This window comes from Cetobacterium sp. 2A (genome assembly GCF_014250685.1).
Lineage (GTDB): Bacteria > Fusobacteriota > Fusobacteriia > Fusobacteriales > Fusobacteriaceae > Cetobacterium.
On the sequence record NZ_JACFAJ010000006.1, the window covers coordinates 1 to 26,988 of the forward strand.

The window sequence follows — 26,988 nt, forward strand, 5'->3', positions numbered from 1 at the left end:
TTATGAAAAAAATACTCTGGAAGATTTAAAAAGAGACATAAATTTAATGAAACAACTTTTAGAGCAAATAGAAAAATATGAAAATACTACATTTAGTTAGTAACAAAATATGGATGAACCAATGTGTAAATTACAGGAAGGTTCGGGAAAGGGGTTGGCAGAATGGAGGTATATAAATGTGAATTTAGATACCAGTAAGATATTTAGAATAGGTATAGATTGGTTAACTCTATATAACTTTGAAATTAGCTACAATAGTAATCTATATATAACAGAACAAGTAACAGAAGAGTTCTATCAAGAAAAGTTCTATTTAGAAGAACCAAGTTATACCTTGGATAGCACTACACGATTATACACAAGTGGAAAAGAAACGTATTTTAAAAATTTGAGATTTAATCCTAATAAGATTTTGAGTGGACATAATATTTATAATTCAAGAGAAATAGAGTTGGAAGCAGCTCTTTTAATATTAGTAAAAGAACTTTCAGAAAAGGGAATAGACATAGAGTTGGCACAAGCGAAAATAAAAGATATTGAAATAAATCTTAATTTTAATAAAGCTTTCCTAGATGTTCAAGAAGCATTAAAACTTCTTTTTATATCGGTCCCACACTTTAAAAAGATAAGTAGATGCACTAGAAATAAAAGCTATAGATTGATGTTTCAAGATGAGACTCTTCTAGGGAATTATGGAGCTACTCTAGTTACTGCTTATGATAAAACAGAGGAATCTAAAAAACTAGATTTGGAGTTAGATATAACAAGATTAGAATGGAAGTTTTTAAATAGAACCTTTTCATATTATACCAATAAAAAAGGAAAAGATAATAGCTTGAATTCGATTTTAGGGAGCTTTGAGCTTATAGATGGAATCTTCATAGAGAATACCAAGAGAAAGCTCTTAGAAGAGGGGATAAAACACTTAGAAAGTATTATAAAGATTAATTTAGAGAAAGAGTTTCTAGCTTTTAAAAAATCTAATAAATTTGGAAAAGAGTTAGGAAAGAAAGCGAAAAGAGGAGTCTATAGACATCTAGAAGAAAATTGCTGGATATTTGATTATACTCTTCTGATAGAGCTTGTTGATAAACATGATAAACCACATAAAACAAGAGAAATAAAAACAATATTAAAGAATTATTCCAATCACAATAATTTAGAAAAACTGAATTATTTGATGGAATTTATTTTTAACCACTAGTTTCAAATAGTGGTTAAATCTTTGATGCGTAAAAACAAGCTTAAATACTTTGGAAATAGACAGGTTGTAGAGAATATTCAAAGAAGTAATTGTAGTGATTTTTCCTTATTAACTAAATAGCCAATATAAATGACATTTTTATTACTTAACTAATTCTTTTTATAGGAGGTGTGTCATAGCAATGATAAATAAAGTTTCTACTACAATAAAAAAGAGATAAGAAAAAGATTCGAGTATGGAGAAGATCTAAAAGAGTTAGCCTATGAATTTAGATTATCCTATGGCACATTAAGGAACATATCTAGTAAAGAAAAGTGGGTAAAAGGAATAAACTCATCTCTGCTCTACTTGAAGGAAGTTGAGAAAGATATAGAGAGTCACTTGGAAGAGAAAGAAGAGATAAAGGGTCATTATAAAAATCTTCATAAATCAACCTTAGCTTACTTAATCGAGTTAGAAAGAAAAAAAGAAAGACCTACAAACAAAGGGAGAGAAGATGCTTTAAAAACTAGAATAGCTACTCACAGAGATGGTTATCGATTTGCTAAAGAACTTTACTCTATAATGTCTCCAGAGGAAGAGATTGACTACAAGATTAAGTTAGTAAGATATGAAGCATATAAAGAACAGATACTATCAGATGAGAAAGAAAGAGTAATAAAACTAGATGAGGATTTAGTAGATTTAAAATTAAAAAAAATAGAATTGAAAACAAAAGAGAAAAGGCAAAAGCTTATGGAGTTGTTGTAGATGAATAGAATATGTCCGAGATGTAGGAAAGTGTATTCTTATAATCTTAAAGGGTGTCCAAATGGATGTAATAAGAAAACAAGGACTGAATCAAATAGGATATACGATAAGTGTCAAAGAGAGCATCAAAGTTTTTATAATAGTAAAGAGTGGAAGAGACTAAGAGAAGCCTGTAAGAACAGATTTAGTAATCTATGTCTTTGGAGCTTATACAAACATAAAAGAGTTGTGACAGGAACAACAGCTCATCATATAGTTCCGTTATCAGAAGATAAATTAAAAGGATCTTTATTATCTAACCTTGTTTATCTAAGTGACGAAGCTCATAGAGAGATACATAAATTGTATGAATCAAATCAAACAGGGACAATTAAAGAAATAAGAGAGTTTATTCAGGTGTGGGAAGTAGAGACTGAAGGTAGGGGTATATGAAAAAGTTTTAGGGTCACAGCCCAATACCGCATCCTTCCAATACTTTTCGCAAATTTCCCTTTGAGAAGTTTTTTGAAAATAAAAAATGGAGGTGTCAAAAATTAGAAAACCACTTGAAGTACAAACAAAACATTTAACTCAGGAAGAGATAAAAATAAAAAAGTTAGAGCAAGAATCGGTTTTTGTAGGAAATGAACAACTTAAAATCCCTCCAGATTGGCTGGTAAACGAGATAGCAACAAAAGAATGGGTAAGACTTGTAGAGCAGTTTAATAAAAAATCTATGATAAGCAACTTAGATTATAATAATTTGGGAGCTTATTGCAATGCTTTTGCTAGGTATGCATCTATTGTAACAAATCTAAAAACAGACGTAATGATTGTAGAGGAAATAAATCCACTTGTAAGCTTAGAACTGAAGTATTCAGATGAAATGAAAAGGTATGGTTCTTTGTTAGGATTAACTATGGAATCAAGATTAAAAGCTGGCTCTGGAATAATTACAATAATAGATGAAAAACTAGATAAAGAGTTTGGAGATGTTTAATGAGTACTAAAAGTGAGCTTGTACAATATTCAAAAGATTGTATAGACGGAGTAATACCAAGTGGACAAAAGCATATATGGGCTTGTAAACGTTTTTTAAAAGATGTTGAAGAAAAGAAGTTCATTTGGGATGAAGAGGAAGCTCAACGAATTGTTAAATGGTTTACATACCTTAACCATTCAAAAGGTGTATTAGCAGGAACTCCAATAATGCTAACAACTTGGCAAAAGTTTATAGTTTGTCAAATATATGCTTGGAAAAGAAAAGATGGGTATAGAAGATTTAAGAAAGCATTTATAGAGGTTGGAAGGAAAAATGCCAAAACTCAAATGCAAGCTGGATGTATGCTGTATGAAATATCTGTAGTGGCAACAAGAAATAATGAGATAGCAGAAACATTTTGTGCAGGAACAAAAAGAGAACAATCAAAATTACTATTTTCAGAGTGTCAAAATATGCTTACTGGGAGTTCTTTATCTCCAAAATTCAAAATAACAAGAGATAAAATAGTTCACATAAAAACAACATCATTTTTAAAGCCATTATCTAAGCAAGATGGAAAAACAGGAGATGGAACTAATCCTGCTGCATTGGTTTTAGATGAATACCATCAACATGCAACAACAGAATTCTATGATCTAGCACTAGGAAGTAACTCTAAAGAGTCATTATTGTTAATAATAACAACAGCAGGAATAGATTTAAATGTTCCTTGCTATAGAGAGGAATATAAATATTGCTCAGAATTGTTAAATCCAAATTTAGATATAGAAAATAGTGAGTATTTTGTAGATATTTGTGAAGCTGATAAAGGTGATGAAATAGGAGATATAAGAACTTGGAAAAAAGCGAATCCTCTTAGAGCAACATACAAAGAGGGGATAGAAAAGATAACATCTGATTATGAAGTTGCTAAAAGCGTTCCTGAAAAGATGATTTCATTTAAAACAAAAATCTTAAATATTTGGGTTCAAGCTAAAGATTTAGGATATATAGATATGGAAAAATGGAAGAAGTGTCAAGTTAAGGAATTACCATATGAAATAAGAAATAGAGCTGTGTATGTAGGATTTGACATGTCTGCCAAGATAGATTTAACAAGTGTATCATTTATACTTCCTATAATGGATGATGGAATAGCAAAATATATAATTTTTAGTCACTCCTTTATTCCAAATAGAGATAAATTAATGGAGAGAAAATTAGTCGATAAAGTTCCTTATGATACATGGGAAGAGTTAGGATTTTTAACAATAACAAATACCCCTATCGTAGACCAAGAACAAGTTATGCAATATGTAATAAAAACTTGTGAAGAAAACAATTGGGAAATAAGGCATCTTTGCTTTGATCCCGCAAATGCTTCTAAGATAATGATGGATTTGGAAGTGCAAGGATATGAGGTAACAGAGGTATTTCAATCACATAAGTCTCTAAATGAAAGCACACAAGGCTTTAGAGAACAGGTATATTCAGGAAATATTATATATGTGTATAACCCTCTTCTAAATTATGCTATGGGAAATACTGTAATAAAGCAAAATAATGGATTAATAAAAATAGATAAGGATGCTTCACGAAAAAGAATAGATCCCGTTGATGCACTATTATGTTCATTTAAACTAGCTATGTATCATGAATTTGAATTTGATATTACTCAATATGCAGAAGATAACTACCTAGATAAATTATATGGAGGGGGTGAATAATGAAAATAGTTGAAAAAATAAAAAATATGATGAAAACAGAAAAAAAAGAAGGACTTACTCTTGAAGAGCTTGGAGATTTTTTAGGTGGTTATGGAATTAATATAGATAACATTGATAATAGTAGTGATTTATCAGAAACAATTTATTATATTTGTTTAAAACATTTATCAGATACAATGTCAAAAATGCCCTGGGAACTTAGAGTTTTAACAGAAAAAAAGGGGAAAGAAAAGATTATAAATTCTAAAATGGAAACCCTTTTAAATCTTAGACCTAACCCATATATAAGTTCTGCAACATTTTGGGGAACAGTTGAACTAAATAAATTACATCATGGAAATGCCTATATATATATAGAAGCAGACAGAAATGGATTTCCTAAGTATCTTTGGGTACTTCCAAGCAATCAAGTAAAGATTTGGATAGATAATAAGGGTATTTTTGGTAGATTAAATGCTCTTTGGTATGTTTGGACAGATAGCAGAAGTGGAAAGCAATATAGCTTTGAAATGGATGAGATTATACATTTTAAAACACATATTAGTTTTGATGGACTTTCAGGAATTCCAATAAGAGATATTTTAAAAACTCAAATAAGTAGTGGTAAAAATTCTATCGGATTTTTAAATAAATTATATAAAAATAATATGTTTGGATCTAAAGTTTTAGTTCATTATACAGGAGAATTGAAACAAGGAGCGGAGGCTAAGATAGCTTTAAAACTTGAAAATTTCTCAAAAACTCAAGGGTCAGGAAAGTTTATTCCAATTCCACTTGGGATGCAAGCTCAATTACTAGATATGAAGCTAGCAGATGCACAATTCTTTGAGAATAATAAAGTGTCAGCATTACAATTAGCAGCTGCATTTGGAATAAAGCCAAACATAATAAATGATTATACAAAATCATCATATAGTAACTCTGAAACTCAACAAGTAGATTTCTATGTAAATACACTTCAACCATTATTTAAAGCGTATGAACAAGAAATAACATATAAATTGTTAAGTGAAAGGGATATTGATAAAGGATATAGATTAGAAATTAATGAAAAAATTCTCTTCAAAATGGATAATAAAACCCAAGCTGAAGTTTATAGTAAATACTTGACTAATTTTGCTATGACACCAAATGAGGTGCGAGAAGATTTAAATCTTCCATATATAGAAGGTGGAGATACTCTATTAGGTAATGGTTCTACAATCAATTTAGAAAATATAGGAACACAGTATATAAAGGGGGGTGAATAGATGCCAATACTAAATTTAGATAAAGGCAAATTAGAAGTAAAAAATAAAACTGAAAATGCAGTGGATCTTATTATTTTTGGGGAAATTGCATCAAGTAGATGGTCAAATAGTGATGTTATACCCTCTGATGTGAATGAGTTATTAAATGAAATTGGAGAAAATGATGCTTGTAGATATTTATATTAATTCACCAGGTGGAAGTGTTTTGCAGGAATAGCAAATATACAACTGGTAGGTAAGACCTAAGGTCATAAAAGAGTTATTGGTAGAAGGGTGAATGCAGCTTCAATAGCCTCAGTTATAGCTAATGGCGGGAGATGAGATTATAGTTCCTGAGAATGCTTATTTGATGATTCATAAAGCAATGGGGGTTTGCAATAGTGTAATGCTGATGAATTTAAGAGAGCAAGCTAATTAATATGAGAGGTTTTGATACCACGATAGCAAATGCTTATATGACAAAAGCAAAAGAAAATAAAAACCTATTGATGAATTTTAGAACTTATGAAAGCTGAGACATGGTTTAGATGGTTTTACAGCTCAAGATTATATTCAATGTGACTTTAACAGAGTCAGTTGATATAGCAGCTTATTTAGATGGGAGCACTATATAAGAATTTATAAATTACCCCAAAATCATTTTAAATGCAATAACATAAAAGTTAAAGATAAAAATCCTGAGAGTCAAGAAGATTTTGGAAGTTCCGAAATTGAGTAGCAAAGCAAAATTAAATTTATTAATAAATCTTATAGGAGGGGTCATAATGACAAAATTACAAACAGTTACAACAAGAGATGTTCAATCTAAAATCAGAAGCGAAAAATACTATGGAGAGGGAAGGGATTCACAGAGTCCGAAATAAAAAGAGGTTACAAATAGAATATCAGAGCTTCAAGCTAAAATTAATTTACAAAAAGAATTAGAAAAATTCAGGAACTGAGTAAATAAATAGAAATGGACAGCAATTAGGAAGAGGCAATTTAGATGGAGATAATACAGACTCAAATGCAAGATATGAGGAAGCCTTCTATAATACTTTAAGGGGAAGAAGCAAATGCAGATGGATATAGAGGTCTTAGAAGCAAGAAACTTAAATTCAGGAGTTGAAGCTGATGGTGGATTGGTTTTAATACCAGTAGACCAAACAACAGAAATTAATGGAATTAAAAAGAACATATACAGCTTTAAGAGGATTAGTACATTTGAGAACAAGTAAGAACAACGATGGGTCTAGAGTATTAGAGCAAGATGTCAGAGCATACTCTCCACTTGAAGAGTTTACAGAAACAGGTGAGGGAAGGAATTAAAAGAAACAAGTGCACCTAAATTTATACCTGTGACATATGCAAATAAAAAATTATGGGTGGAATTTTACCTATTCCAAGAACTTTACTACAAGATCAAACAGCTAATTTAAGAAGTTATCTAAATAAATGTTAGCTAAAAAAAAGCTGTTGCAACAGAAAATTCTTTGATATTGCAATCCTTAATACATTAACAAAAAGTCCAAGTTGAAACTAATTGACGATTGTAAAAGATATAATGGATGTTACATTAGATCCATCTATTTCAGCACTAGCTAAAGTAATAACTAATCAAGATGGATTTAACTACTTAAATAAACTTAAAGATTCACAAGGTAATTACTTGTTAGAAAAAGACCCTAAAAATCCAAACTAAGAAGATGTTAAATGGAAAAGAGATTTTTGTTTTATCAAATAGAACATTGAAAACAACAGGAACAACAGAGAAAAAAGTCTCCGCTAATAATTGGGTCATTAACAGAAGCAATTGTATTATTTGATAGAGAAACAATTGAATTAAAATCAACTGATGTTGGCGAGAGATGCTTTCAAGAAAAATAGAGTAGATATGAGAGCTATTATGAGATTAGATGTTAAGAAATTTGATTCAGCAGCAGTTGTATTTTGGTCAAATTCCAATAGTAGGAACAGCGTCTGTAGCTTTTAAACAAAGTGTAGTAAGAGAAGGATACTAAGAAAAAATAAGGTGGTTAAATGATAGATTTAACAAAAACTAAAGAGTATCTAAGAATAGATGAAAGTGATGAAGATAATTTTATTGAAATGCTTTATAGAATTTAGTAAAGAAGAGATAGCAAATTTCCACTGGAGTCACTTTTGGACTCTGGTGGTTTCTTTAAAACTTATGAGTTAGCTCAGTTTGATAATTATAACTGATAGATATGAAAATAGAGGCTCTCAAGACCTTGAATTTAAACCAAATAACATTCTTTCATCTTTTATATACTAAATTAAAGTATAGTGAATTTAAATGTCTAATCTAAGCAGTAGATTAAGAAATAGAATTGGCATCTATAAGAAAGAAAATATTAAAGGGAAATTGGGAACAAGCTATGAGGATATATTAATAAAAAAAGTAATGGGCTGAGATAAAATTTCAATCTGGAAGTATCGTTAATGGTGAAGGAGATACAGCAGCCAATAACACAAGATTTAAAATAAGAATTAGGAAAACAGATATTAAAGCAGATTACCATATCGTTTATAAGGGCTTGATTTACGATATTGAATACATTTATCCAGATTTTAAAAAGAATAGCTTTATAGACCTAATGGTAAAGCTAAAAACGGAGTGACAGCATGAGCTTAGATAAACTATCAAAGGATTTAATGAAATTAGCTAACTCAATAAATAATGGTAAAGACTCAAAAGAATTTTAAGAAAAAGCGGAAACAAATTAAAGAATAAAACATTGAGTGTGGCAAAAAGTAGGGTGAATGAATCTACTGGAAATTATATAAAAAGTATAAAAACGAGGTAAAGTTTTATGATTTTAAAGGAGCATTAGCAGTGAGGACTTATTCTACTGCTCCTCATGCTCATTTAATTGAATATGGATATATAAAAAAGGATAGAACAGGTAAAGAACATGGATTTCAAAGAGGTAAACATGTGTTTATGACAGCTCAAAAAAGATTTTGAAGATGAGTTTTACAATGATACTCAAAATTTTATAGATGATGTTCTTATGAAAAATGAATTTAAGTAGGTGAAAGGTGATAAGTTTTATAGATATACAGGCTTCAATAGTATCTAAACTGGCTAAAATTGCTCCAGATATAGAAATTAACTCTTCAGATATAGAAGAAGGCTTTAAGAGACCTTGCTTTTTTATAGATATGTTAGATATAGATTCTTCAAATTTGATGGATAAGTTCCAGGAAAGAGAAATAGAGTTTGATATTCTATATTTTCCAAAACATCTAAAAAAAAATCAAATGGATCTATTAAAAATGAGAGATATTTTAAACAAAGCTTTTGTAGAAGAACAATCTTTTAATATAACAGATGATTTAGTTGTAGAAGCAACAGATGTAAAGATATTTGAAGTTGATAAAGTTTTACATTGTGAGTTTAAAGTATTTATAGCAGAGGAATATGAGAGAGAATACGAGCACAATATTGAAGAATTAGAGTTTGGGGAGGAAATTAATGGCGACAAGTAATGGACTACCTAAGTTAGAAATAGTTTTTAAAGGCTTAGGAGTATCAGCGATAGCAAGAGGAGAAAAAGGCTATGCTGTTTTAATAGTTGAAGATGAGACAGTTGGAGATAACAAACAAAAATATGTAACAATAAGTGATTTCACAAGTGATGAACAGAAAATGTTTAGCCCAGAAAACATTCTATTTATTAAGGATGCTTTAGAAGGAACACCATTGGCTCTTTATGTATTTAAATTAGGAACAGATGGAGAATTAACAGATTTATTAAATAAAATAAAAGGAATTATACCTCGTAATTCATGGATAGCAATTCAAACATCTACAGCACAAAAACAAAATGATTTAGTTACTTTTGTTAAAGGAGAGAATAAAAACAATAAAAAAAGATATAAAGCTATTGTATATAAGGCTACTGCTGCTGACTCTATGCACATTATTAATCAAACTAATGAAAAGATAGAGTTTTTTGATGAAAGAGGGTTAAAGAATGGAGAGTATGCACTTTCATATTTACTTGGTTTTTATGCAGGACTATCAATGATGATGTCAGGGATAGCAAAGCCTTTAAAATTTAAAAGTGTAGTTGAACCAGAAGATCTAGAAGTAGTTATAGGAAAAGGAGAACATATTCTTTTTAATGATGAAGGAGAAGTAAGAGTAGCTAGAGCTGTAAATTCACTTGTGACAATATCTGAAGGAGTTACTGAAGAAATGACACATATAAATACAGTTGAAAAAATGGACTTAATTTATTGTGACATATATAAAGCTTGGAACAATAGTTATAAAGGTAAGTATCCAAATATTTTAGATAATCAAATGTTACTAATTTCATCAATCAATGGATATTTTAAAGCTTTAGCTAAAGATAAGATATTAGATCCTAACTTTGATAATAAATCGATGGTAGATATAGCATCTCAAAGATTAGCTAATTATCCAAAATGGGGAGAGGAAACAGTTAATTCCTGGGATGATGCATATGCTATGAAAATGACAGTTGCCACAAAAGTATTTTTAAAGGGAAGTATAAAGATAACAGGAATTATGGAAGATTTCTTCTTCGATATATTCATGTAAGAAGGAGGAATAGATGGCAAATCCTAAAAAGAATGACTATTTTAATGGAAATAAAGGAAAACTTTGGGTTAATGGTGAGGAAGTTGTAACTGTAACTAAATCTAAGGCTGTAAGAAAAAATAAATATGAAGAAATTCCAGCTCCTATTGGTGATGGAACGGTAAGGGTAAAAGTAGGAGAGACAATTGAATTTTCAGGAACATTTAAATTCTTAGGTTCAGAAAATTTAGATGCTTTTAATGAAAGTGAGGATATTGCATTAATTTTAGCAAATACAAATATATCAGGAAAAGTAACTAAAAGACTTAAATTAGATGGAGTTACATTTGATGAAGAAGTTTTAATTGATTTTGAAAAAAATAAAGTGGCAGAAATAGAGCTTTCAGGACAGGCTGAATCTTTTGAATGGTTACAAGAGAAATAAAATAGAAAAGCTCCTTATTAGTAGGAGCTTTCTTTTTAAAAAGGAGATGAATATGGAAAAAAAACAACCGATAACAATACAAGAATTTTTAAATAAAGTTGAAGAGAATGAAAGTAAAAAAATAAAGGTAACACATATTGAAATACCAGAACTTGGATTAGTTGAGTTTGTAAGACCTCGTGAAGGAGTTCTATTAGATTATTTAGATGACACAGTTAAAGCTATAGATATAACAACAGAGAAGACATTTGAAGAGGAAGAAAAAAATGAAGAGGATTTCGAAACTTTAGAAATGGAAGAAAAAAGTAAAGTTATACTTAAAATGCAAAAAGAAAATTCAAAAGTGGATATGAAATTATTAGTAAAAGCTTCTGAAAAACTTGTTTATAGATGCTGTCCAATTATGCAATCAAAAGAAGTTAGAAATAGATTTAAATTAATTTCACCGTATGAAATTCCAACTCAGATATTAGGTATGAATGCAGTTAATGATTTAGCTCAAAAATTGAGTGGGATATTTGATGGAATTAAAACTCAAGAGAAGGTGAATGAAGCAATAAAAAACTAATAGGAGGTAGTAAGAAGTATGGAGAGCTATTTTGGGTTTCTTACTATCTACAAAAAGGGCATAAATTAAATTATTTATTAAATCTTGATTATGAAGACCAGGTATTCTTTAAACAAAGCATGGAAAAAATGAATGAAGAAAAAGCTCTTTATGATTATCAAAAGATGGAAGCTTTTTTAAAGGCTTTAGGAGGTGAGAAGAAATAGGGAACAGAGTAATAAATACAATATTAACTTTGAGAGACAATCTTTCAGGACCTTTAAAAGCAGCTTCAAAAGCAACAGAACTTGCAAATAACCACTTAGAAAAAGCCAAAGAACAGCTTAAAAAATATGAGGGAACAATAGCAAATGCCAATAAGAATATAGATTCAGCAAAAGCAACAATAGCAAATGCCAATAAGAATATAGATTCAGCAAAAGCAACAATAGCAAATCTATCAAAAGAGTATTCTCATAATTCTAAACAAATAGAAAAATTAAAAGCGGAAACTGAAAAGTATGACAACTTAGTTGCAGGATCAAATAATAAAGCTCAAGGTTATAGAAAAAATTTAGAAGATACAAAACTAAAACTGAAAGAGCTTAAATTGGCACAGGAAGCTACTAAAAAATCACTAGAGGAAGCACAGAAAACAGGAGATAAAGTAACTCTAAATAAGTTATCAAAGGAGTTTTCTAATAATGCAAAAGAAATAGAAAAAACTAAATTAGCAGCTGAAAAATATACTCAAAGTTCAAAAATGACAGAGGAGCAAGTAGCAAGTTATACCAAACGATTAGAAACTGCCAAAAGTCAACTTCATGGATTTGAAAAAGCTCAAGAATCAAATACTGATGCAATTGAAACAGCAAAAAAAGTAATGGTGGACTACGAAAAGGTTATTACAGAAAATAGTGAACGTTTGAATACTGCTAGAGCAAAAGTAAGGGAATATGCTAAATCCATTGCTGAAACTACTAAAAGAACTGAAGAAGGTAAGAAAAAGCTTCAAGAATGGGGAAAATCAGCAATGAGTACTATGGATAGTATTGTAAAAAGAGCAGCACAAGCAACAGTAGCAATTGCATCTGTAGTAAGTGGATTTGCAGTCAAAGAAGGCTTTGGTGAAGCTATGAATATGGAAGGTTACAAGATGCAACTTGAAACAGCTACAAAATCAACTGAGAAAGCTGGACAATTAATGTCTAACGCAATTAAATTTGCAAACTCAACACCATTTGAAACTGGAGAGGTGGTAGAATCTACAGCTAAAATGGAAGCATACGGAATTTCATCTAAAAGATGGTTAAAAGATGTTGCAGATATGGCTGGAGCAACAAATAAATCAATAGATCAAGCAACTGAAGCTATGGCAGATGGTGTAATGGGTGAATTTGAAAGGCTGAAAGAGTTCGGAATAAAGAAAGAACAATTAATAGAAGCAGCAGCTAAAAAATATGGAAAAAACATTGTTTTTAATAAAAGAGGACAAATAAAAGATGAGGCAAAGTTACAGGATATTTTACAAGCTGAAATGCAAAAGAAATTTTCAGGAGGAGCCGAGAAACAAGCTAAAACAATGAAAGGGTTATGGTCAACTGTAACTGGAGTAACAAAGTCATCATTAGCTAAAATAGTAGGTATGACTGAAGATGGAACGATTAAGCAAGGCAGTCTTTATATGAAGCTGAAAGAACAGGTAGAAAGAGTTGTGGCTGTTTTAAATAGATGGCAAGAAGATGGAACAATAGACAAGATAGCTGAAAAAGTAACTAAAGCAGTTGAAAATATGATTACATTCTTTTCAGATCTCTTTGATTTTATAAAAGAACATAGGGTATTGATTGAAACAATTTTAGTACTTGTTGGAAGTATTTATTTAACTATTAAAGCTTTAGTAGTATTAAAAGCAATATTAACAGCTGTTTCTATAGTAATGGGGATATTAAATGGAACGCTAGCATTAACACCTTTGGGATGGATTGTTATAGCTATAGCTGGAGTTGTAGCAGCTTGTTATTTGTTATGGCAACACATAGATTCAGTTGTAAATATGTTTAAAAGTTTTTTCAAATGGATAAAAGAAATTTTAGATTTTCTTGGACCTTTTGCATTTGCTCTTGCTGCTTTAACTGGTCCAATCGGACTTTTAATATCAGGACTATTATTAGTAATCCAACATTTTGAGAAAATAAGGGAAGTTGGAAAAAGTATGGTAGGATTTATTAAAAATATTTTTGGAAGTAATGATAAAGAGATAGATATAACTATTGATGAAACTAAAAATTCAAAAAATAAAGTAGAAACTATTGGGAATGTAAAAACAAATACTCCTGGTGGTATTGGAAATATGGATGTTCCAGATTTAAAGGTTTCTAATAAACCAGAGCCTAACTTTGGACAAGATAAAAGATATAGCCAAGAAAAAAGTTCTACCAAAGTAAATACAACTCCTCAATATACAATAGTTATAAAAGGAGATGTATACGGATTTGATGACTTTAAGGACAAAGTAGCAGAAGCATTTGTAAAAATAACAAATCCAAATATATCAAATATGGTGAGGTAACAAATGATTTCAAGGATAGCAAATTATGTGTTAAAGGGTATGGAAATATATTTTTCAGTAGATAATAATAGAGAGATATTTAAATTACCTTATGTTCCTCCTGATGTTGATTTTGGATCTCCTTTGGATTCTGGAACTTTTGAAACTACAAGTGGAAAAATTTTAACTTTAGTGGGAGAAAATGGCTTGAAAACATTGACAATAGATAGCTTTTTTCCTTCTAAATTGTATAGTTGGCTTGGAAGTGTTACCTTAGCCCCACTATGTATAGATTTCTTTAAAAGACACAGAAATAAACCATTAAGGATAGTAATTGCAAGCTTATCAATTCAGGAAAATATGGAGTGCATAATAACAGATTTTAGGTACAGTAAAAAGCATAATGGAGATATAAAATATACCCTTTCAATTCAGGAATATATAAATCCTAATAAAATTGGAGGAAATAGTGCATAAATTAAAATTAATTCAAGGAGATATAGTAACAGATATAACAAATATAGCTGGAAATATTTCTTTAAGTACAAGTATAGACACTTTAGGAGCTTCATTTAATTTTAGTATGCCTAGGAACTTTGGAGATTCAAATTATATTTTAACTGAAACAATAAAAGTTGGAGATATTATAAAATTTCAAAATGAGAGGAACCTATTCACAGGAATAATTGTAGATATGGATACATTAAAATTTTCAAAAGAAATAAAATGTTTTGATTTCTATTTTTATTTGAATAAAAATAAGGTTATAAAGCAATTTAACAGTTTGAACGCCTCCTCTTGTATAGAAAGTTTGCTTAAAAGTATAGGGGCTAAAACAGGAAAAATAGAAGCAATAGCAACATCAATTGACAAGATATATAAAAATAATACTGTCGCAGAAATAATAGATGACATTTTAAAAATCGTTAATGAAGAAACAGGGAAAAAATATATTCTAGAAATTGAGAATACAACTTTTAATTTGGTAAGTCATAAAAAAATAAAAGTTCAAGTAACAAATAATATATTTGGGATGCCTGCTCTTACTGAAAGTATTGCAGATATGAAAAATATTGTCCTTATTGTTTCAAATGATTCAGAAGATGAAAGTATCTATGCTAAAGCTGAAGATAAAGAGAGTATAAAAAAATATGGAATGCTACAAGAAGTAATCGAGGTTGATCCAGATAAAGATGATATTTCAAAAGTTAGAAATATAGCTTCTCAGAAGTTAAAAGAGTTGAATAAAGTCTTAACTACTTCAAGCCTTGATGCACTAGGAAATGATGATTTAAGAGCTGGAAGGTTACTAGATATTGAAATTAAAGAGTTCGGAATTAAAGATGAGTTTTTAATAAAAAGTTGTACTCATACTTTTCCAAAAGGTAATCATATTTGTAGTTTGGAGCTGGAGGTGAATTAATGAATTATCAAACAGAAATGGTTAAAATGATGAAACAAAGAGAAAATAAAGAAGTTGAATTTGAACCTTGCATTGGTAGAGTAATTAAAGCTCCTCCAGAAATAGAAATTTCAATTTATGATGGGCAAGTTATTTTATTACCTCATAAATTATATATGAATGACAGATTATATAACGATTACACAAGAGAGTTTGATATAGAAGGCGATATAACAGAGATTACGATAGAATCAACATCTAGCAGTGTAGAAGCTAGTCCAGGTCCTCATAAGCATAAACATGGGACTATAGAAGGTACTGGAAAATATAAAGCGGTTGGAACAATTATAAATACAGATACTTTAATAGTTGGAGATTATGTAAAAGTTGTTCCTACAGAAAAAGGGCAAAAGTGGTTTATAGATTCCAAATATAGGAAGGTGAAACCATGAGTATATTTCCTAGTTTTAATGAAAGTTTAGATCTAAAAGAAGAAAATAAAAATAAAGGGAAAAAAGAGATCCTTTTTGATTTTAAAACAAAAAAAATAGTCATAGTTGATGGAAAAACTAAAGAAGCAAGTGAGATTGAACAAGTTAGACAATGGATTGAATTATTGATATTAACTCAAACTGGAAAGTATAGAGTTTATGATGATACTGGTTTTGGAATGACTGATTTATATAATTTAAGAGGGCATAGTATATTTAGTACACCTTTTGGAGTAATGGAGTTAGAAAGGGAAATAAAAGAAAAGATTCAAGCTAAAAAAGAGGTTAAAGAAGTAATAGATATTAAATCAACAAATGGATTTAATTCTTTAAATATAGAGGTAACAGTTATATTAAAAAGTGGAGAGACTTTAACAAGTGAGGTGAGTATATAGAGTGACAACATATAAAGTTCCTACTATAGATGAAATAGAACAAGAAATGTTAAATAGTATTTCAGATGATTATGTAAAAGATATTGGAACTTTTACGAGGGATTTAACAAGGACATATGCTATAGAATCTCATAAGTTTGAAAAAAAATTAGAAGAGTACTATAAAAAGTTAGACGTATATAATTTAATTGGCCAAGAATTAACAAGATTTGTAGAGCAAAGAAAGGGATTATATAGGAAAGCAGCTAATCCAGCAAAAGGAGTATTAACAGTTGAAGGAACTGGAGTTATAAAAGTAGGAGATTTTTTTGAAACAGAATCAGGGAACAGATATAAGGCAACAGAACAAGTTACTATAAACACACTAGGAACTGTAAATATAGAAGCAGTGAAGGCTGGTTCAAATGGAAATGTTGGAGCAAACTCTATAACACTTATTCCAATTACAATTCAAGGAATTTCAAAAGTTACAAATAAGGATCAATTAATAGACGGATATGATGAAGAAACAGATGACTCTTTAAGAGAAAGATATTTAATAGAGATTCAAAAACCCGCTACTTCAGGGAATGTATATCATTATATGCAATGGGGAAGAGAAGTTGTTGGAGTTGGAGATGTTAGAGTTTTTCCTTTATGGAATGGAAACAATACTGTTCAGATGGTAGTAATCGATGATAATAAGGTTATTGCTAATGAGGAATTGATAAATAGGGTTCAAGAGTATGTAGATCCTAAAGGTCATGAGAATGAGACTTGGGGTACTGGAGCTGGACAAGCACCAATTGGGGCTTACTGTACGGTTATAAGTGCAACAGCAAAAATAGTTAATATAGAAAGTTCTCTTATTTTAAAAGATGGTTATAATCTTGAAGAATTAAAGCCCCTTATAGAGCAAGAAGTAAGAGTTTATCTAAAGAACATAGCATTTAAAAGAGAGAGTGTCTCATACGCTATATTATCATCATGGATACTTAATGTTGAAGGTATTCAAGAATGGACAACTTTCACAATAAATGGATTACAAGAAAATGTAATCATAGGAACAAAAGAAGTGGCAGTTCTAGGGAACGTGAATTTAAGTGTTGCATAAAATTGGAATTATAAATAATTTACATAGAGTTTTTAGAGAGGATCCATATCTTAATTCTATTTTAGGAGTAGCTGGAGAAAAATTAGATAACCTAGAAAAAAGAGCAGAGTTGTTAGGAACTGAATTTTGGTTCGATACAATGACAGCATTTGGAATTGCTATTTTAGAGAATCAAATGGATTATAAAACTATGAGTATAACACTTGATGGAAAAAGAGAAGAAATAGAAGCTAGATGGAAAACATCTGGGAAATGTGATTTAAAATTATTACGAACAATAGCTAACTCCTGGAGAGATGGAGAGGTAGCAATATTATTTACAAATGCAGTTATAGAAATAACTTTTGTGTCAGTTATAGGGATTCCACGAGATGTTGAAGTTTTAAAATCAGCAATAAATGAAGCTAAACCAGCACATTTGCCAATAAATTTTACATTCAAATATAGGCCATGGGGAGTTGTAAAACCTAAAGTTTGGGATAGTTACAAAAAATTTACATGGGGACAACTTTTAAAAATGGAGGGAATATAACTTGAAACAAACAGATACTTTAAAATTAAAGAAACCAGGTTATGATAATTTAGCTGATATAGAAGTATTGAATGAAAACTTTGATATTATTGATGAAAATGCTAAAAAAATACAGGGAGAATTAGATGCTAAAGAGCCAAAAATAGAAGTTAAAAATAGTGGTTTTAATTTGAATAAAACTAATTTAATAGAAGATGATGAAAACAAGCTTTCTACAGCTAAAGCTGTTTTTAAATTAAAAGATACTTTAACAAAAGATTTAACAGAAAAAACTACAAAAATGACAACTACAGAAGTTGAAGAGATAATAAATAATCTCAGGGGGGAATAGTAGTATGAATTTAGAAAAAATTATGAAAGTTTCCTGGAGAATTAATGAGTTGCAATTTGAAAGAGGAGTATTCTTAGAAGGGGATTTGAATATTGCTATTTTAGATATTCAAATAGAAAATTTCACTCCAGAATCTGAACTGGAACTCTCATTTTATAATGAAAACGAAAAAAAACTTTATGTACAAAAAAAAGTTAATTTACAACAAAATGTAAAAATTAAAATCCCTAATGAAGTTCTTCAAGTCCCAGGTCAAGTTTTTGTAAGATTAACTCAAAAAAAAGGAGATTCAATCTTACAAGCAACTGAAGAAATTTACTTCTATGTTGTAAAAAAAAAGATTATGAACTCTTAAATCAATATATTCCTGAACTAATTGCAAAAGATATAAAAGGAACTATTGACGAGCTGTATGAAGTTATAGCAAACGGTAAAGGAGAACTAGAGGAATATACAGAAAAAGTAAAAGATCATATAGATAACTGCATAATAACTTCGACACAAGTACGAATTTTAATTGATAAAATTAGAGGGGGATAAAATTATGGCAAATGCAAATGCTATTTTAAAATATGAACAACTAGAAGAGTTAGTGACTTTAATATATGAAGATATAAAAAAGAAAGCTGGATTAGCTCATACACATCAAGCAACTGACGTTATAGAAAATGCAGCTAAAAGATTTGTAAGTGATACAGAGAAATCAACATGGAATGCAAAGATAAGTCAAAGTCAGCTTGATTCAGCTTTAAATACACTAGCAAGTGGTCTCACATGGAAAGGTAGTTTCCCTACATTAGAAGCATTAAAAGCACTTCCTAATCCTCAAGATGGTTGGTTTGGTATTGTTACTACAGGAGAAAATACATTCTATATTTATGAATCAGATACAAAAATTTGGCAAGATTTAGGTGGATTAATGCTTCCAGGTGTTGCAACAACAACAGCAAATGGACTAATGACTAAAGAAATGGTTATTAAATTGGCTGGATTAAGTAATTATACTCTACCAAAAGCAACTTCAGCTGTTCTCGGAGGGGTAAAGTCAGGATCTATAATTACAGTCGATGCAAATGGTATTTTACAGATAGATTCAACAAAGATAATATCAGCAGCAGAAAGAGGGCAGTGGAATAAGGCTTCAACAGATTCAGCATTAGCTTTAACAAAAATAGCAACTACAGATGCTAATTTAGGAAATGCAGTTTCAAGAATTAGCAGTGTTGAAACTAGAACTACAAACCTAGAAGCGAAAATGGTTTATATAACAAATGCAGACATAGAGAGTTTAGTTGAAGCGTCAAAAAGGTAAGGAGAAAGCATGAGTATATCTAGTTTTAAAAAATCATACTATGCTCTTTTAAATAATCAAGATGAGAATGCGTTATTAAATAAATCTGGGCTAAAAACACTGCTAACTTTAATTATGCCTTTAGCTTCTGTTAGTGAAAATGAATTTAAATGCACCCTTACTCCTGGTGAAAGTGTTATAACTTTATCTCAAGATTTTATTTTAAATAAAACTTTAAAAGTATCTATAAATGGAATTTTGTTATCTTTAAATCAACATTATACTGTTGATACAGTTTTAAAACAAATAATGCTTAATGAAAAATATAAATATAAAGCGTCAGTTTTAATAACTGAGTATATTAGCAACTTAGAATCTAGATACGACTACATATTAGAGTCTGAAACAGAGAAAATAACTCTTCCGTCTAACTTTAATTTAAGCAAATTAAAGATATTTATAAATGGTTATCTACTAAGTTTTGACAAACATTATAGTATAAATTATGCAAATAAAGAAATAATTCTTAAAGAGAAATATAAAATAGGAAGTGAAATTGCTGTATTAGGGGGATAAAATAGTGATTTTTAGAAATAAAAGAGATACAGAAAGTTTTTTAAGAGAAAATACGATTCAATCTCTTCAAGAAAATAAATATGTTGAAATTGGAGATATTATTCTTGTAGCAGAAACAGAAAGTTTCTACACGATAAATGAAAATGAGGGAATATTACTTAATAACCAACTTTATGCACTTAAAAAAATAGATAATATTCTAACAACTATAGAAGTTGAAGAGATAATAAAAAAATTAAGGGGGAATTAATGAAAAAAATTCTTAAAACTTTAGATCCAATTTTAGGAAAAACTGCATTTAGTAAAGCTATGCAGTTGATATATGAAGATTTTGGTAAAAAAGAAAATTCTTTTGTAAAAAATACTGCTTTTAATAAGAATTTTGGAATATCTACAGGACAAATTTTAGAAGGGGCTAAGCTCGCAGAAACATTAGGAATTGAATATAGTGGAATTTTAAATAATACTACTACTAAAGTTGCGGGGAAAGCATATTACGACACAGCTAACAAAAGTATTTTTAAGTGTATAAGAAACACATCAATAAATTACGCAGATGCTACCTACTTTACTGCGATTTCAAATGATGATTTATTAGGTAAATTAGAGAATTTACTTAAAATAGAAACTTTAAACTATACTTTTTCTGATTTTGCTAATGCTGTATTAGAAGCATCTTTTACAATAACTGCAAAAAAAATAGGAAATACAACCACATTAACTATGTTTGTTAATCCAACGAGTGTTGGAACTTTAGAACCTGTGGTTAAAAAATTGAAATATATATTGCCAAGTGAATTTAGACCCGCTCTAGGAGTTTATGGTGTTGTAAGACCAGATGCTTCAAGTCCTTTTATCATGATATTTAGCATAGACCAAAGTGGTGAAATTAAATTTTCATTTGATTCAAAAATTGGTGTAGGAAATGGATGTGCTGGAACGATTTCATATGTAAACTAAAGTTAGATTCTACCAAGCACTATAACATTTGCAATCAATTGCTTTGCTCCCCCAAAGTTAGTTAATCTGATTGCATTTTTTCCTATTGGCACAGCTACAGTATGCCTCGATACCTCTGAATCAGAGTTCATTAGTGCTATAAAATTAGTGTCTTTATATACAAGGGGAAGGTCACAATCTAGCTGAAATTGGCCATTAGGATTTGAGATGTTGTACTTACAAAGACATATTCCTAAATCACCTATTACAAAAGATATACCTTTTGAATCAGAGTTGAAATTAGATAAATTCTCTAATATTGGCAGGACAATAATTTCAATAATTGTAGCATCTTACGCGAGCATAAATATAAATATTTGAATTAGTCTCAATTTTTAAAATATTATTTTCTTCAAAAACTTTATAATAAATGAAATTACCATCACCAACATCTTTGCCGAGTATTCCTGAGTAATTAACCGTATTATAATTACTTCTAAAAGTTATAGTTTTAGCTTTTAAATCTTCAAACTGTGATGTAGCTTGTGTCATGGCAATATAAACTTCTATCACTCTGTATGATTTCATTTCTGTCATATTTATAGAATGTTGTAACCCTGATTTATATGTATAAACTTCTTTAGACTTGAGCAAATTCTCTAATATTGGTTGATAGTCTTTAACTCAGTAACTCTATAGCAACATAATAAAATGTTGGAGTAAAATTAGAAGTTCCTCCAGCATGCCTAGCTATGAAGTTTGTAGTGGTTATTTTTGAAGTTTGAATTGCTGCCCATTCATTCGTAGTGCCACTATAATTAGTTTGACTTATAAATAAAATTGGAACTTTCGCAAATGAATTTTTGAAGGATATAGTTTTGGTATTTCCAACAACTGAGGGTGTTGCTATTGAAAAATTTCCTATTTCTATTTTTCTGATCCCTAAGTCTTCGATTAAATTCTCTAATATTAAAGTAAAAATAAATTTATTTATGGAGTATAAATGATATAGAAAAATATAAAGATTCATCATAATCAACCAAAATTTGATTAAGTGAGTTTACCAAAATTTTACCATTCCTAATTCTAGCTACAATAACTTTTCCTTTGTTTGAAACTATTGGGAAAAATGTGCTATTAATTTTAAATCCATTTGGGATAATAAGTTCTAAAAATTCAATAAGGTTAGAACTGATACTTAGGCCTCTTCCATAATCACCTAGGTCTACACTAACCAATATAGTGTTATTATTTCTAGCACTATCACAAACGGCTATTTCTCCACTAACGCCTGATATTTTTTTTAAAACAATTCCATCACCAATTAAATTCTCTAATATTAGAGAATTTATCATGTTATAACAAACATACTATGACTTCATATGGATTCGAGATAATCATAGAACGAACTGGGAATATTTGTATATTAAGTGTTTCTTCTTACACTCCAACACAAAATTCTGGCGGAATATACGGATTACCAACCTGGGCTATTGCTCTGACAAAGGGTTGTGGAGCTTTAACTGGCGATGGTGTGCCGTTGGCCACAGGAGAAATGTATGTTTCGGAGTCAGAATTCAGTTGGTTTGTTAACGATATTTCAAGACCCGCATTATACACTGGTCAAATAATTTATATCGCAAAGTATTAAACTAAAAGCATTAGATAAATTGTTCCACTTCCTCCATTTTGAGGATTTATCCAATAACCATCTGGAGCTGTATTTAGACCTAAAATTATATTGTTTTTAATAATCTGTTGATTCAGTGCAATTTTTCCATTTTCAAAAGTTATTGAAAAATTAAGAATATGTTTATAATCAATCCCTATGGGAATTTTAACTTCTTCAATTGAATTGGGAGGAGAAATCCATCTATATTGTTTGAAAACTATTTTATTTTGGATATTCCCATTTGAACCTACTAAATTCTCTAATTTTAGAAATTATTTATATCTAAAAGTCAAGTAAACCTTTAAAATATAGTTTTACTATATTTTTTAGGAGGAACAACTATGAATTACAACGAAAAGAATATGCAGATTTATGACATGTATTTAGAATCTAATAAAGCTAGAAATTTTGAAACCATAAATACTACTTATAAGATGTATAAGAGCAGAATGATAGATTATTTAAGTTATTTAAAAGAAAAAGAAGGAAATAAGTTACTTTTGTCAGAAGCGACAATAAAGAGTTGTGTAAATATTCTTGAGAGATATATCAATCATTGCAGAGACAAGGGAAATAATAATCAAACTATAAACAACAAATTAACAGCAATTTCTAGTTTTTATATCTGGTGTGTAAAAAGAGATCTTATCAAATATCATCCTTTTCAACATAAATTAGATAGATTAAGAAATGGAAGATTTGACAAAAGAAGAGAAAGTTATTACTTATCTATAGAAGATATTATGAGAGCCAAAATCCTTATGGAGCATAACTCTAAAAAATTTGATATTCAATCAAGATTAATGTGGGAGTTGTTCCTGGAAAGTGCGGCTAGAATATCCGCTATATCCAATTTAAAATTATCTCAATTAGATTTAAAAGGTGGATATTTTAAAAACGTTAAAGAAAAAGGAAATAAAATAGTAGATATAATTTTCCTAGACAATACTGAAAAATTATTGAGAGAATGGCTAAATGAGAGAGAAAATAAAGGAATAATATCAGACTTATTATTTATAACTAAAAGAAATGGTGAAATTGTACAAATGCAACAAAGTACCATAAGAGCTAGGATAAAGAAAATAGGAGAGTTGATAGGTTATGAACAACTTTATCCGCATACTCTTAGAAAAACGGCTATAAACTTACTAAGTAACCTCTCAGATATAAATTTTGCGTCTGAGTATGCAAATCATTCTGATACTAAAGTTACAAAAGAATATTATATAAAAACAAAAAGCGGAGCAGAAAATAGAGATAAAATATTGCAAATTAGAAGGTCGAAAGGACTTTAAAAAATCAATAAATTATAAGATTTAAGCAGTTTTTATATGTTTCAGCAGCTTCTAAAGCCAATAAAATGGTAAAAGCTATAGGTTGTTTGTCCATGTCCTCAATTTTAAAAAGCTAGTAAAATCAACACTTTAGATACTATGAAAAAGTGGAAATTTTGTATAAATCTTATAATTTACATAATTTAAAAATAAATAAAAACAAAAAATAAAATTACAGGAAGTGATTAAGTGATACTTTATATTTATGATGTAAAAACATTAAACATAGTAGCAAAACCTATCGTAAACTCAAATAATGAGTTTACGAATAATCCCTTAAACTTTTATCCAGACTGGAATATGGGAATCCATATAGTAAGTGAAATAGAGTTTCAGAATCCGATGTTAGATATAAATATAATAAGAGAAAAAACTAGAGAAGAACTAATCTTGTTAGATAATAAAAATGAATTGCTTCAGGATGGAGAATATGTTGAGAATAATAAAATTATCAGAGTGGAAGCTCCAAGTTATTTATTTAAAAAATTATGGAATAAAGAAAATAATTTATGGGAAGAAGGGGGAACTCAGGAGGACATAAATTTAGAAGTTAATAAACTTATAGATGAATTTACAATACTTGGAGAGCAAAAAGAACGATGGATAAAATATGGGTTTGATGTATTAGATATAGAAAATAAAATTGCAGAAAATATAATAAGAAGAAAGTTTCTTTTAGAAATATTTTGAATAGTTAGAAATAAAAAAATGGAGGAATTTTTATAAAGACTGTATTTGGATTAATATTAAATAAAGTTCTAGATCTCTTTATTAAGAGATCAAAATCTGGAGAAAAAGACCAGGAGATTCAAATAAAAAAACAAGAAAACTTCAAACAGATAATAGTAATTATTGCAATAATTCTAGTTGGAATTTGTGGAGCGAATGAGATATTCCCAAAACTAGAGGTCAGTCCTTGGTGGTATTCAATGACCGAAAAAATTATAAACTATTTATTTGAAAACTAAAACTAAAATTAAAATAGAGGTGGGGAATATTAAGGAAACACTTGATAACTTATTATTATATACACAAGGTTTGTTTTTCTGGCTTGGAGCAGGATTTGCAAGTGCTGTAGGTGGAATTGATGGGGATATAAGAGTTCTTTTCTGTTTGACAATAATAGATTGTGCCACAGGGCTTCTCAAGGCTATAAAAGAAAAAAATGTATTATCTAAAAACATGTTTATAGGTTTTATTATTAGAAAACCAGCTATTTATTTAGCTATTGCAACTATGGCACAACTAGATAAAGCCACATTTCTAAATGATATAAATATTTCGCTCAGAGTTTGTATGATTACTGGTTGTATCATAATGGAGTCTATATCAATAATGGAAAATTTAACTAAGTTAGGAATAAAACTACCTGGTCTTATAGAAAACATATTGGCTGTAAAGAAACAAAAATTAGATCAATGATTAAAGCTAAAAAACGACCTCGTAAAATCGATTTTAAGGCACTTCTAAAAATTAATCTTACGTTTATATATGCAAAAAGAGGATTAGTTTAATCCTCTTTTTTTATTTTATCACTTTTTTCCTTAATCATTTCTAATATAAAATCTGATAAAGATAATTCTCCTTTTGCATCATTTATAATTTTTTGTTCATCTTTATTCACTCTAAAGCTCATAGTTATACTTCTTTTTTCCGATGAATCTATCGCTTTACGACCTCCAAATCCACCAGATTTTTGACCTTTGATCCCTGCCATTTTTATCTCCTAATATTTATTTAGTCTCCAACAACTATTGATATTTACTGAACATTTTAAGCTAAGTATGTTTAAACAATTGAAATTCCATCTAGAGAAATAGATGTAATAAGTAAAAAATTAGATTGTTACACATATTCCTAATTTAGTATTAGTCCCTAATCTAGTGTGAGGTCTTACTATTGTAGCTATTCCACTCTTATAATGACGTATGTGACTTCTTACAAAACTTGGCCTTCTAGATTCAACTTTCCAACTTCCGTTTTTGAAAATCGGCTCTACTGTTGAAATCTCAATCTCTCCACCATCTTTTATTTCACTTACTTTTTTATAAAATTTTATCAAAATATTTGTTATTGCTTTTATCATTGGCGTTTCATTGTTGAATTCTATATTCTTTCCGAATATCAAAGAAACAACAGGAATATTTATTCCAATATTAGAAACTTGACAAAGATAAAAAACTTCATTATTATGAAAAATATCATCATAAAAGTGGTTATATATTTCTTGAAACTCTTTTCCAACCACTTTTTTAGAATATTCTTTAACTACATCAAACAGCACTTCATCTACATTTTCTTTGTCTAGTCTAGAGAAACTGAAAGTAAATACTCCTATTGTATCTTTATAAATTTTTCCTTCGTCAAAAACTGAAGCTAAAAAATTTCTAAAAGGTATTATCTTGAGATTTACTTCTTCATTCGTATTGAATTCTAAGAGTTTATTAATATCTTTTATCTTCACTACGTCAAATCCATTTTCTAAATTTTTTTTAACAATTCTATCGAGATCATAATCTCTTACCTCATTTATAAGAGTTCTAACTTGCTCGATAGTATCATCTACATTAATAATATTTTGACCAATCACTATTATTATTTCTTGCGATACTTTATTTAAAGTATCATGATCTAATTCTAATATTTTTAAAACTTCAGAATAAGTAGCTATATATAAATTATTTTTTTTATCATATATACAATTATCAAGAAAAAGTAAATTCTCTATAATATATGTTCTACTATCTATATCTTTTATATATTTTAAAAATCTAGGAAACATATTGACGAAATTGTTATCATTTACATTAATAACATTTTCAAAAGTAGATATTTCAACAATATTTTTATTTGATAGTTTTGATAGTTTTTTCTCTAAAAAATCAACCTTCAACTTTCTCATTCCTTCACCCTCCGCATTTGCTAATGAGCAGTTTTTAGAGATG

The 26,988-nt window shown here is 29.2% G+C and carries 36 protein-coding genes; 31 read left to right on the top strand and 5 right to left on the bottom strand.

What is annotated here, in order from left to right:
• Positions 1 to 121: 121 nt before the first annotated feature.
• From H3N56_RS03705 to H3N56_RS03835, 28 genes are all read left to right on the top strand, one after another.
• Positions 122 to 1,204 carry a hypothetical protein gene (locus tag H3N56_RS03705; protein ID WP_185879679.1) on the top strand — a complete coding sequence of 361 codons (1,083 nt, stop codon included), beginning with the start codon at positions 122 to 124 and terminating at the stop codon, positions 1,202 to 1,204.
• A 381-nt stretch (positions 1,205 to 1,585) separates the two neighbouring features.
• Positions 1,586 to 1,954, top strand: coding sequence for a hypothetical protein (locus tag H3N56_RS03710; RefSeq protein WP_185879678.1), 369 nt, complete (start codon positions 1,586 to 1,588; stop codon positions 1,952 to 1,954).
• On the top strand, positions 1,955 to 2,386 hold the full coding sequence (locus H3N56_RS03715) for a hypothetical protein (protein ID WP_185879677.1): 432 nt from the start codon (positions 1,955 to 1,957) through the stop codon (positions 2,384 to 2,386).
• Between the two features lie 85 nt (positions 2,387 to 2,471).
• Complete coding sequence (locus H3N56_RS03720) at positions 2,472 to 2,933, top strand: P27 family phage terminase small subunit (RefSeq protein WP_185879676.1); 462 nt, start codon at positions 2,472 to 2,474, stop codon at positions 2,931 to 2,933.
• A complete protein-coding gene (locus H3N56_RS03725) occupies positions 2,933 to 4,642 on the top strand; it encodes a terminase large subunit (RefSeq protein WP_185879675.1) in 1,710 nt (569 codons plus the stop codon). The genes H3N56_RS03720 and H3N56_RS03725 overlap by 1 nt, the downstream gene beginning before the upstream one ends.
• Positions 4,642 to 5,892, top strand: a complete 1,251-nt coding sequence (locus H3N56_RS03730; RefSeq protein WP_185879689.1) for a phage portal protein — start codon at positions 4,642 to 4,644, stop codon at positions 5,890 to 5,892. The genes H3N56_RS03725 and H3N56_RS03730 overlap by 1 nt, the downstream gene beginning before the upstream one ends.
• Positions 5,893 to 6,078 carry a hypothetical protein gene (locus H3N56_RS03735; RefSeq protein ID WP_185879969.1) on the top strand — a complete coding sequence of 62 codons (186 nt, stop codon included), beginning with the start codon at positions 5,893 to 5,895 and terminating at the stop codon, positions 6,076 to 6,078. It begins immediately after the preceding gene.
• A gap of 869 nt (positions 6,079 to 6,947) precedes the next feature.
• The gene (locus H3N56_RS03740) at positions 6,948 to 7,109 is read left to right on the top strand and encodes a hypothetical protein (RefSeq protein ID WP_185879970.1); all 162 of its coding nucleotides are present in this window, start codon (positions 6,948 to 6,950) and stop codon (positions 7,107 to 7,109) included.
• Positions 7,110 to 7,414: 305 nt separating this feature from the next.
• Positions 7,415 to 7,573, top strand: a complete 159-nt coding sequence (locus H3N56_RS03745) for a phage major capsid protein (RefSeq protein ID WP_185879971.1) — start codon at positions 7,415 to 7,417, stop codon at positions 7,571 to 7,573.
• A gap of 733 nt (positions 7,574 to 8,306) precedes the next feature.
• Positions 8,307 to 8,513: a head-tail adaptor protein gene (locus tag H3N56_RS13515; RefSeq protein WP_185881063.1), complete on the top strand. Its 207-nt coding sequence runs from the start codon at positions 8,307 to 8,309 to the stop codon at positions 8,511 to 8,513.
• Between the two features lie 215 nt (positions 8,514 to 8,728).
• Positions 8,729 to 8,860, top strand: a complete 132-nt coding sequence (locus H3N56_RS13345) for a hypothetical protein (RefSeq protein ID WP_255492147.1) — start codon at positions 8,729 to 8,731, stop codon at positions 8,858 to 8,860.
• Positions 8,861 to 8,934: 74 nt separating this feature from the next.
• Entirely contained in the window at positions 8,935 to 9,384 is a 450-nt protein-coding gene (locus H3N56_RS03755) for a DUF6838 family protein (RefSeq protein ID WP_185879669.1), read from the top strand.
• Positions 9,371 to 10,465, top strand: a complete 1,095-nt coding sequence (locus H3N56_RS03760) for a phage tail sheath C-terminal domain-containing protein (RefSeq protein WP_185879688.1) — start codon at positions 9,371 to 9,373, stop codon at positions 10,463 to 10,465. The genes H3N56_RS03755 and H3N56_RS03760 overlap by 14 nt, the downstream gene beginning before the upstream one ends.
• A gap of 13 nt (positions 10,466 to 10,478) precedes the next feature.
• The gene (locus tag H3N56_RS03765) at positions 10,479 to 10,889 is read left to right on the top strand and encodes a phage tail tube protein (protein WP_185879668.1); all 411 of its coding nucleotides are present in this window, start codon (positions 10,479 to 10,481) and stop codon (positions 10,887 to 10,889) included.
• A 52-nt stretch (positions 10,890 to 10,941) separates the two neighbouring features.
• Positions 10,942 to 11,457 (top strand): hypothetical protein, encoded by a 516-nt coding sequence (locus H3N56_RS03770; protein ID WP_185879667.1) that lies wholly within the window; start codon positions 10,942 to 10,944, stop codon positions 11,455 to 11,457.
• Between the two features lie 235 nt (positions 11,458 to 11,692).
• The gene (locus H3N56_RS03775) at positions 11,693 to 14,008 is read left to right on the top strand and encodes a hypothetical protein (protein ID WP_185879666.1); all 2,316 of its coding nucleotides are present in this window, start codon (positions 11,693 to 11,695) and stop codon (positions 14,006 to 14,008) included.
• A gap of 3 nt (positions 14,009 to 14,011) precedes the next feature.
• Positions 14,012 to 14,464 carry a hypothetical protein gene (locus H3N56_RS03780; protein WP_185879665.1) on the top strand — a complete coding sequence of 151 codons (453 nt, stop codon included), beginning with the start codon at positions 14,012 to 14,014 and terminating at the stop codon, positions 14,462 to 14,464.
• On the top strand, positions 14,457 to 15,410 hold the full coding sequence (locus tag H3N56_RS03785) for a hypothetical protein (RefSeq protein WP_185879664.1): 954 nt from the start codon (positions 14,457 to 14,459) through the stop codon (positions 15,408 to 15,410). Before H3N56_RS03780 ends, H3N56_RS03785 begins: the two co-directional genes overlap by 8 nt.
• Positions 15,410 to 15,841 (top strand): DUF2577 family protein, encoded by a 432-nt coding sequence (locus tag H3N56_RS03790; RefSeq protein WP_185879663.1) that lies wholly within the window; start codon positions 15,410 to 15,412, stop codon positions 15,839 to 15,841. The genes H3N56_RS03785 and H3N56_RS03790 overlap by 1 nt, the downstream gene beginning before the upstream one ends.
• The gene (locus tag H3N56_RS03795) at positions 15,838 to 16,275 is read left to right on the top strand and encodes a DUF2634 domain-containing protein (RefSeq protein ID WP_185879662.1); all 438 of its coding nucleotides are present in this window, start codon (positions 15,838 to 15,840) and stop codon (positions 16,273 to 16,275) included. Before H3N56_RS03790 ends, H3N56_RS03795 begins: the two co-directional genes overlap by 4 nt.
• Position 16,276: 1 nt before the next feature.
• On the top strand, positions 16,277 to 17,368 hold the full coding sequence (locus H3N56_RS03800) for a baseplate J/gp47 family protein (RefSeq protein ID WP_370521041.1): 1,092 nt from the start codon (positions 16,277 to 16,279) through the stop codon (positions 17,366 to 17,368).
• A complete protein-coding gene (locus H3N56_RS03805) occupies positions 17,358 to 17,900 on the top strand; it encodes a putative phage tail protein (RefSeq protein WP_185879661.1) in 543 nt (180 codons plus the stop codon). Before H3N56_RS03800 ends, H3N56_RS03805 begins: the two co-directional genes overlap by 11 nt.
• 1 nt (position 17,901) lies before the next feature.
• Positions 17,902 to 18,231, top strand: coding sequence for a hypothetical protein (locus H3N56_RS03810; RefSeq protein ID WP_185879660.1), 330 nt, complete (start codon positions 17,902 to 17,904; stop codon positions 18,229 to 18,231).
• Between the two features lie 4 nt (positions 18,232 to 18,235).
• Positions 18,236 to 18,586 carry a hypothetical protein gene (locus H3N56_RS03815; RefSeq protein ID WP_185879659.1) on the top strand — a complete coding sequence of 117 codons (351 nt, stop codon included), beginning with the start codon at positions 18,236 to 18,238 and terminating at the stop codon, positions 18,584 to 18,586.
• Between the two features lie 189 nt (positions 18,587 to 18,775).
• Positions 18,776 to 19,543, top strand: a complete 768-nt coding sequence (locus tag H3N56_RS03820) for a hypothetical protein (protein WP_185879658.1) — start codon at positions 18,776 to 18,778, stop codon at positions 19,541 to 19,543.
• Between the two features lie 9 nt (positions 19,544 to 19,552).
• Positions 19,553 to 20,098 (top strand): hypothetical protein, encoded by a 546-nt coding sequence (locus H3N56_RS03825; RefSeq protein ID WP_185879657.1) that lies wholly within the window; start codon positions 19,553 to 19,555, stop codon positions 20,096 to 20,098.
• A gap of 4 nt (positions 20,099 to 20,102) precedes the next feature.
• Positions 20,103 to 20,348, top strand: coding sequence for a hypothetical protein (locus tag H3N56_RS03830; protein ID WP_185879656.1), 246 nt, complete (start codon positions 20,103 to 20,105; stop codon positions 20,346 to 20,348).
• Complete coding sequence (locus H3N56_RS03835) at positions 20,348 to 21,058, top strand: hypothetical protein (RefSeq protein WP_185879972.1); 711 nt, start codon at positions 20,348 to 20,350, stop codon at positions 21,056 to 21,058. The genes H3N56_RS03830 and H3N56_RS03835 overlap by 1 nt, the downstream gene beginning before the upstream one ends.
• 315 nt (positions 21,059 to 21,373) lie before the next feature.
• Here the strand turns inward: H3N56_RS03835 and H3N56_RS03840 are convergent, their stop codons facing one another.
• The 3 genes from H3N56_RS03840 to H3N56_RS03850 are packed head-to-tail and all read right to left on the bottom strand — an operon-like array spanning position 21,374 to position 22,392.
• Positions 21,374 to 21,691, bottom strand: coding sequence for a hypothetical protein (locus tag H3N56_RS03840; RefSeq protein ID WP_185879651.1), 318 nt, complete (start codon positions 21,689 to 21,691; stop codon positions 21,374 to 21,376).
• Between the two features lie 25 nt (positions 21,692 to 21,716).
• Positions 21,717 to 22,067 carry a hypothetical protein gene (locus H3N56_RS03845; RefSeq protein ID WP_185879653.1) on the bottom strand — a complete coding sequence of 117 codons (351 nt, stop codon included), beginning with the start codon at positions 22,065 to 22,067 and terminating at the stop codon, positions 21,717 to 21,719.
• Positions 22,024 to 22,392 carry a hypothetical protein gene (locus H3N56_RS03850; RefSeq protein WP_185879654.1) on the bottom strand — a complete coding sequence of 123 codons (369 nt, stop codon included), beginning with the start codon at positions 22,390 to 22,392 and terminating at the stop codon, positions 22,024 to 22,026. Before H3N56_RS03850 ends, H3N56_RS03845 begins: the two co-directional genes overlap by 44 nt.
• A gap of 658 nt (positions 22,393 to 23,050) precedes the next feature.
• Here H3N56_RS03850 and H3N56_RS03855 point away from each other — a divergent pair.
• The 3 genes from H3N56_RS03855 (at position 23,051) to H3N56_RS03865 (ending at position 25,465) form a co-directional block, all read left to right on the top strand.
• A complete protein-coding gene (locus H3N56_RS03855; protein ID WP_185879650.1) occupies positions 23,051 to 24,004 on the top strand; it encodes a tyrosine-type recombinase/integrase in 954 nt (317 codons plus the stop codon).
• A 228-nt stretch (positions 24,005 to 24,232) separates the two neighbouring features.
• Positions 24,233 to 24,733 carry a hypothetical protein gene (locus H3N56_RS03860; protein WP_185879649.1) on the top strand — a complete coding sequence of 167 codons (501 nt, stop codon included), beginning with the start codon at positions 24,233 to 24,235 and terminating at the stop codon, positions 24,731 to 24,733.
• Between the two features lie 297 nt (positions 24,734 to 25,030).
• The gene (locus tag H3N56_RS03865; RefSeq protein WP_185879648.1) at positions 25,031 to 25,465 is read left to right on the top strand and encodes a phage holin family protein; all 435 of its coding nucleotides are present in this window, start codon (positions 25,031 to 25,033) and stop codon (positions 25,463 to 25,465) included.
• 88 nt (positions 25,466 to 25,553) lie between these two features.
• Here the strand turns inward: H3N56_RS03865 and H3N56_RS03870 are convergent, their stop codons facing one another.
• Positions 25,554 to 25,760, bottom strand: coding sequence for a hypothetical protein (locus H3N56_RS03870; protein ID WP_185879647.1), 207 nt, complete (start codon positions 25,758 to 25,760; stop codon positions 25,554 to 25,556).
• Between the two features lie 120 nt (positions 25,761 to 25,880).
• Positions 25,881 to 26,945, bottom strand: coding sequence for a hypothetical protein (locus H3N56_RS03875; protein WP_185879646.1), 1,065 nt, complete (start codon positions 26,943 to 26,945; stop codon positions 25,881 to 25,883).
• Between the last annotated feature and the right edge of the window lie 43 nt (positions 26,946 to 26,988).

Excerpts from the sequence above, each read along its gene's own strand:
- H3N56_RS03705 (WP_185879679.1), top strand. The coding sequence starts at position 122 with ATGTGTAAATTACAGGAAGGTTCGGGAAAGGGGTTGGCAGAATGGAGG.
- H3N56_RS03715 (WP_185879677.1), top strand. The coding sequence starts at position 1,955 with ATGAATAGAATATGTCCGAGATGTAGGAAAGTGTATTCTTATAATCTT.
- H3N56_RS03720 (WP_185879676.1), top strand. The coding sequence starts at position 2,472 with ATGGAGGTGTCAAAAATTAGAAAACCACTTGAAGTACAAACAAAACAT.
- H3N56_RS03725 (WP_185879675.1), top strand. The coding sequence starts at position 2,933 with ATGAGTACTAAAAGTGAGCTTGTACAATATTCAAAAGATTGTATAGAC.
- H3N56_RS03730 (WP_185879689.1), top strand. The coding sequence starts at position 4,642 with ATGAAAATAGTTGAAAAAATAAAAAATATGATGAAAACAGAAAAAAAA.
- H3N56_RS03735 (WP_185879969.1), top strand. The coding sequence starts at position 5,893 with ATGCCAATACTAAATTTAGATAAAGGCAAATTAGAAGTAAAAAATAAA.
- H3N56_RS03740 (WP_185879970.1), top strand. The coding sequence starts at position 6,948 with ATGCAGATGGATATAGAGGTCTTAGAAGCAAGAAACTTAAATTCAGGA.
- H3N56_RS03760 (WP_185879688.1), top strand. The coding sequence starts at position 9,371 with ATGGCGACAAGTAATGGACTACCTAAGTTAGAAATAGTTTTTAAAGGC.
- H3N56_RS03765 (WP_185879668.1), top strand. The coding sequence starts at position 10,479 with ATGGCAAATCCTAAAAAGAATGACTATTTTAATGGAAATAAAGGAAAA.
- H3N56_RS03770 (WP_185879667.1), top strand. The coding sequence starts at position 10,942 with ATGGAAAAAAAACAACCGATAACAATACAAGAATTTTTAAATAAAGTT.
- H3N56_RS03780 (WP_185879665.1), top strand. The coding sequence starts at position 14,012 with ATGATTTCAAGGATAGCAAATTATGTGTTAAAGGGTATGGAAATATAT.
- H3N56_RS03790 (WP_185879663.1), top strand. The coding sequence starts at position 15,410 with ATGAATTATCAAACAGAAATGGTTAAAATGATGAAACAAAGAGAAAAT.
- H3N56_RS03795 (WP_185879662.1), top strand. The coding sequence starts at position 15,838 with ATGAGTATATTTCCTAGTTTTAATGAAAGTTTAGATCTAAAAGAAGAA.
- H3N56_RS03815 (WP_185879659.1), top strand. The coding sequence starts at position 18,236 with ATGAATTTAGAAAAAATTATGAAAGTTTCCTGGAGAATTAATGAGTTG.
- H3N56_RS03820 (WP_185879658.1), top strand. The coding sequence starts at position 18,776 with ATGGCAAATGCAAATGCTATTTTAAAATATGAACAACTAGAAGAGTTA.
- H3N56_RS03825 (WP_185879657.1), top strand. The coding sequence starts at position 19,553 with ATGAGTATATCTAGTTTTAAAAAATCATACTATGCTCTTTTAAATAAT.
- H3N56_RS03835 (WP_185879972.1), top strand. The coding sequence starts at position 20,348 with ATGAAAAAAATTCTTAAAACTTTAGATCCAATTTTAGGAAAAACTGCA.
- H3N56_RS03845 (WP_185879653.1), bottom strand. The coding sequence starts at position 22,067 with ATGAATCTTTATATTTTTCTATATCATTTATACTCCATAAATAAATTT.
- H3N56_RS03850 (WP_185879654.1), bottom strand. The coding sequence starts at position 22,392 with ATGATAAATTCTCTAATATTAGAGAATTTAATTGGTGATGGAATTGTT.
- H3N56_RS03855 (WP_185879650.1), top strand. The coding sequence starts at position 23,051 with ATGAATTACAACGAAAAGAATATGCAGATTTATGACATGTATTTAGAA.
- H3N56_RS03870 (WP_185879647.1), bottom strand. The coding sequence starts at position 25,760 with ATGGCAGGGATCAAAGGTCAAAAATCTGGTGGATTTGGAGGTCGTAAA.
- H3N56_RS03875 (WP_185879646.1), bottom strand. The coding sequence starts at position 26,945 with ATGAGAAAGTTGAAGGTTGATTTTTTAGAGAAAAAACTATCAAAACTA.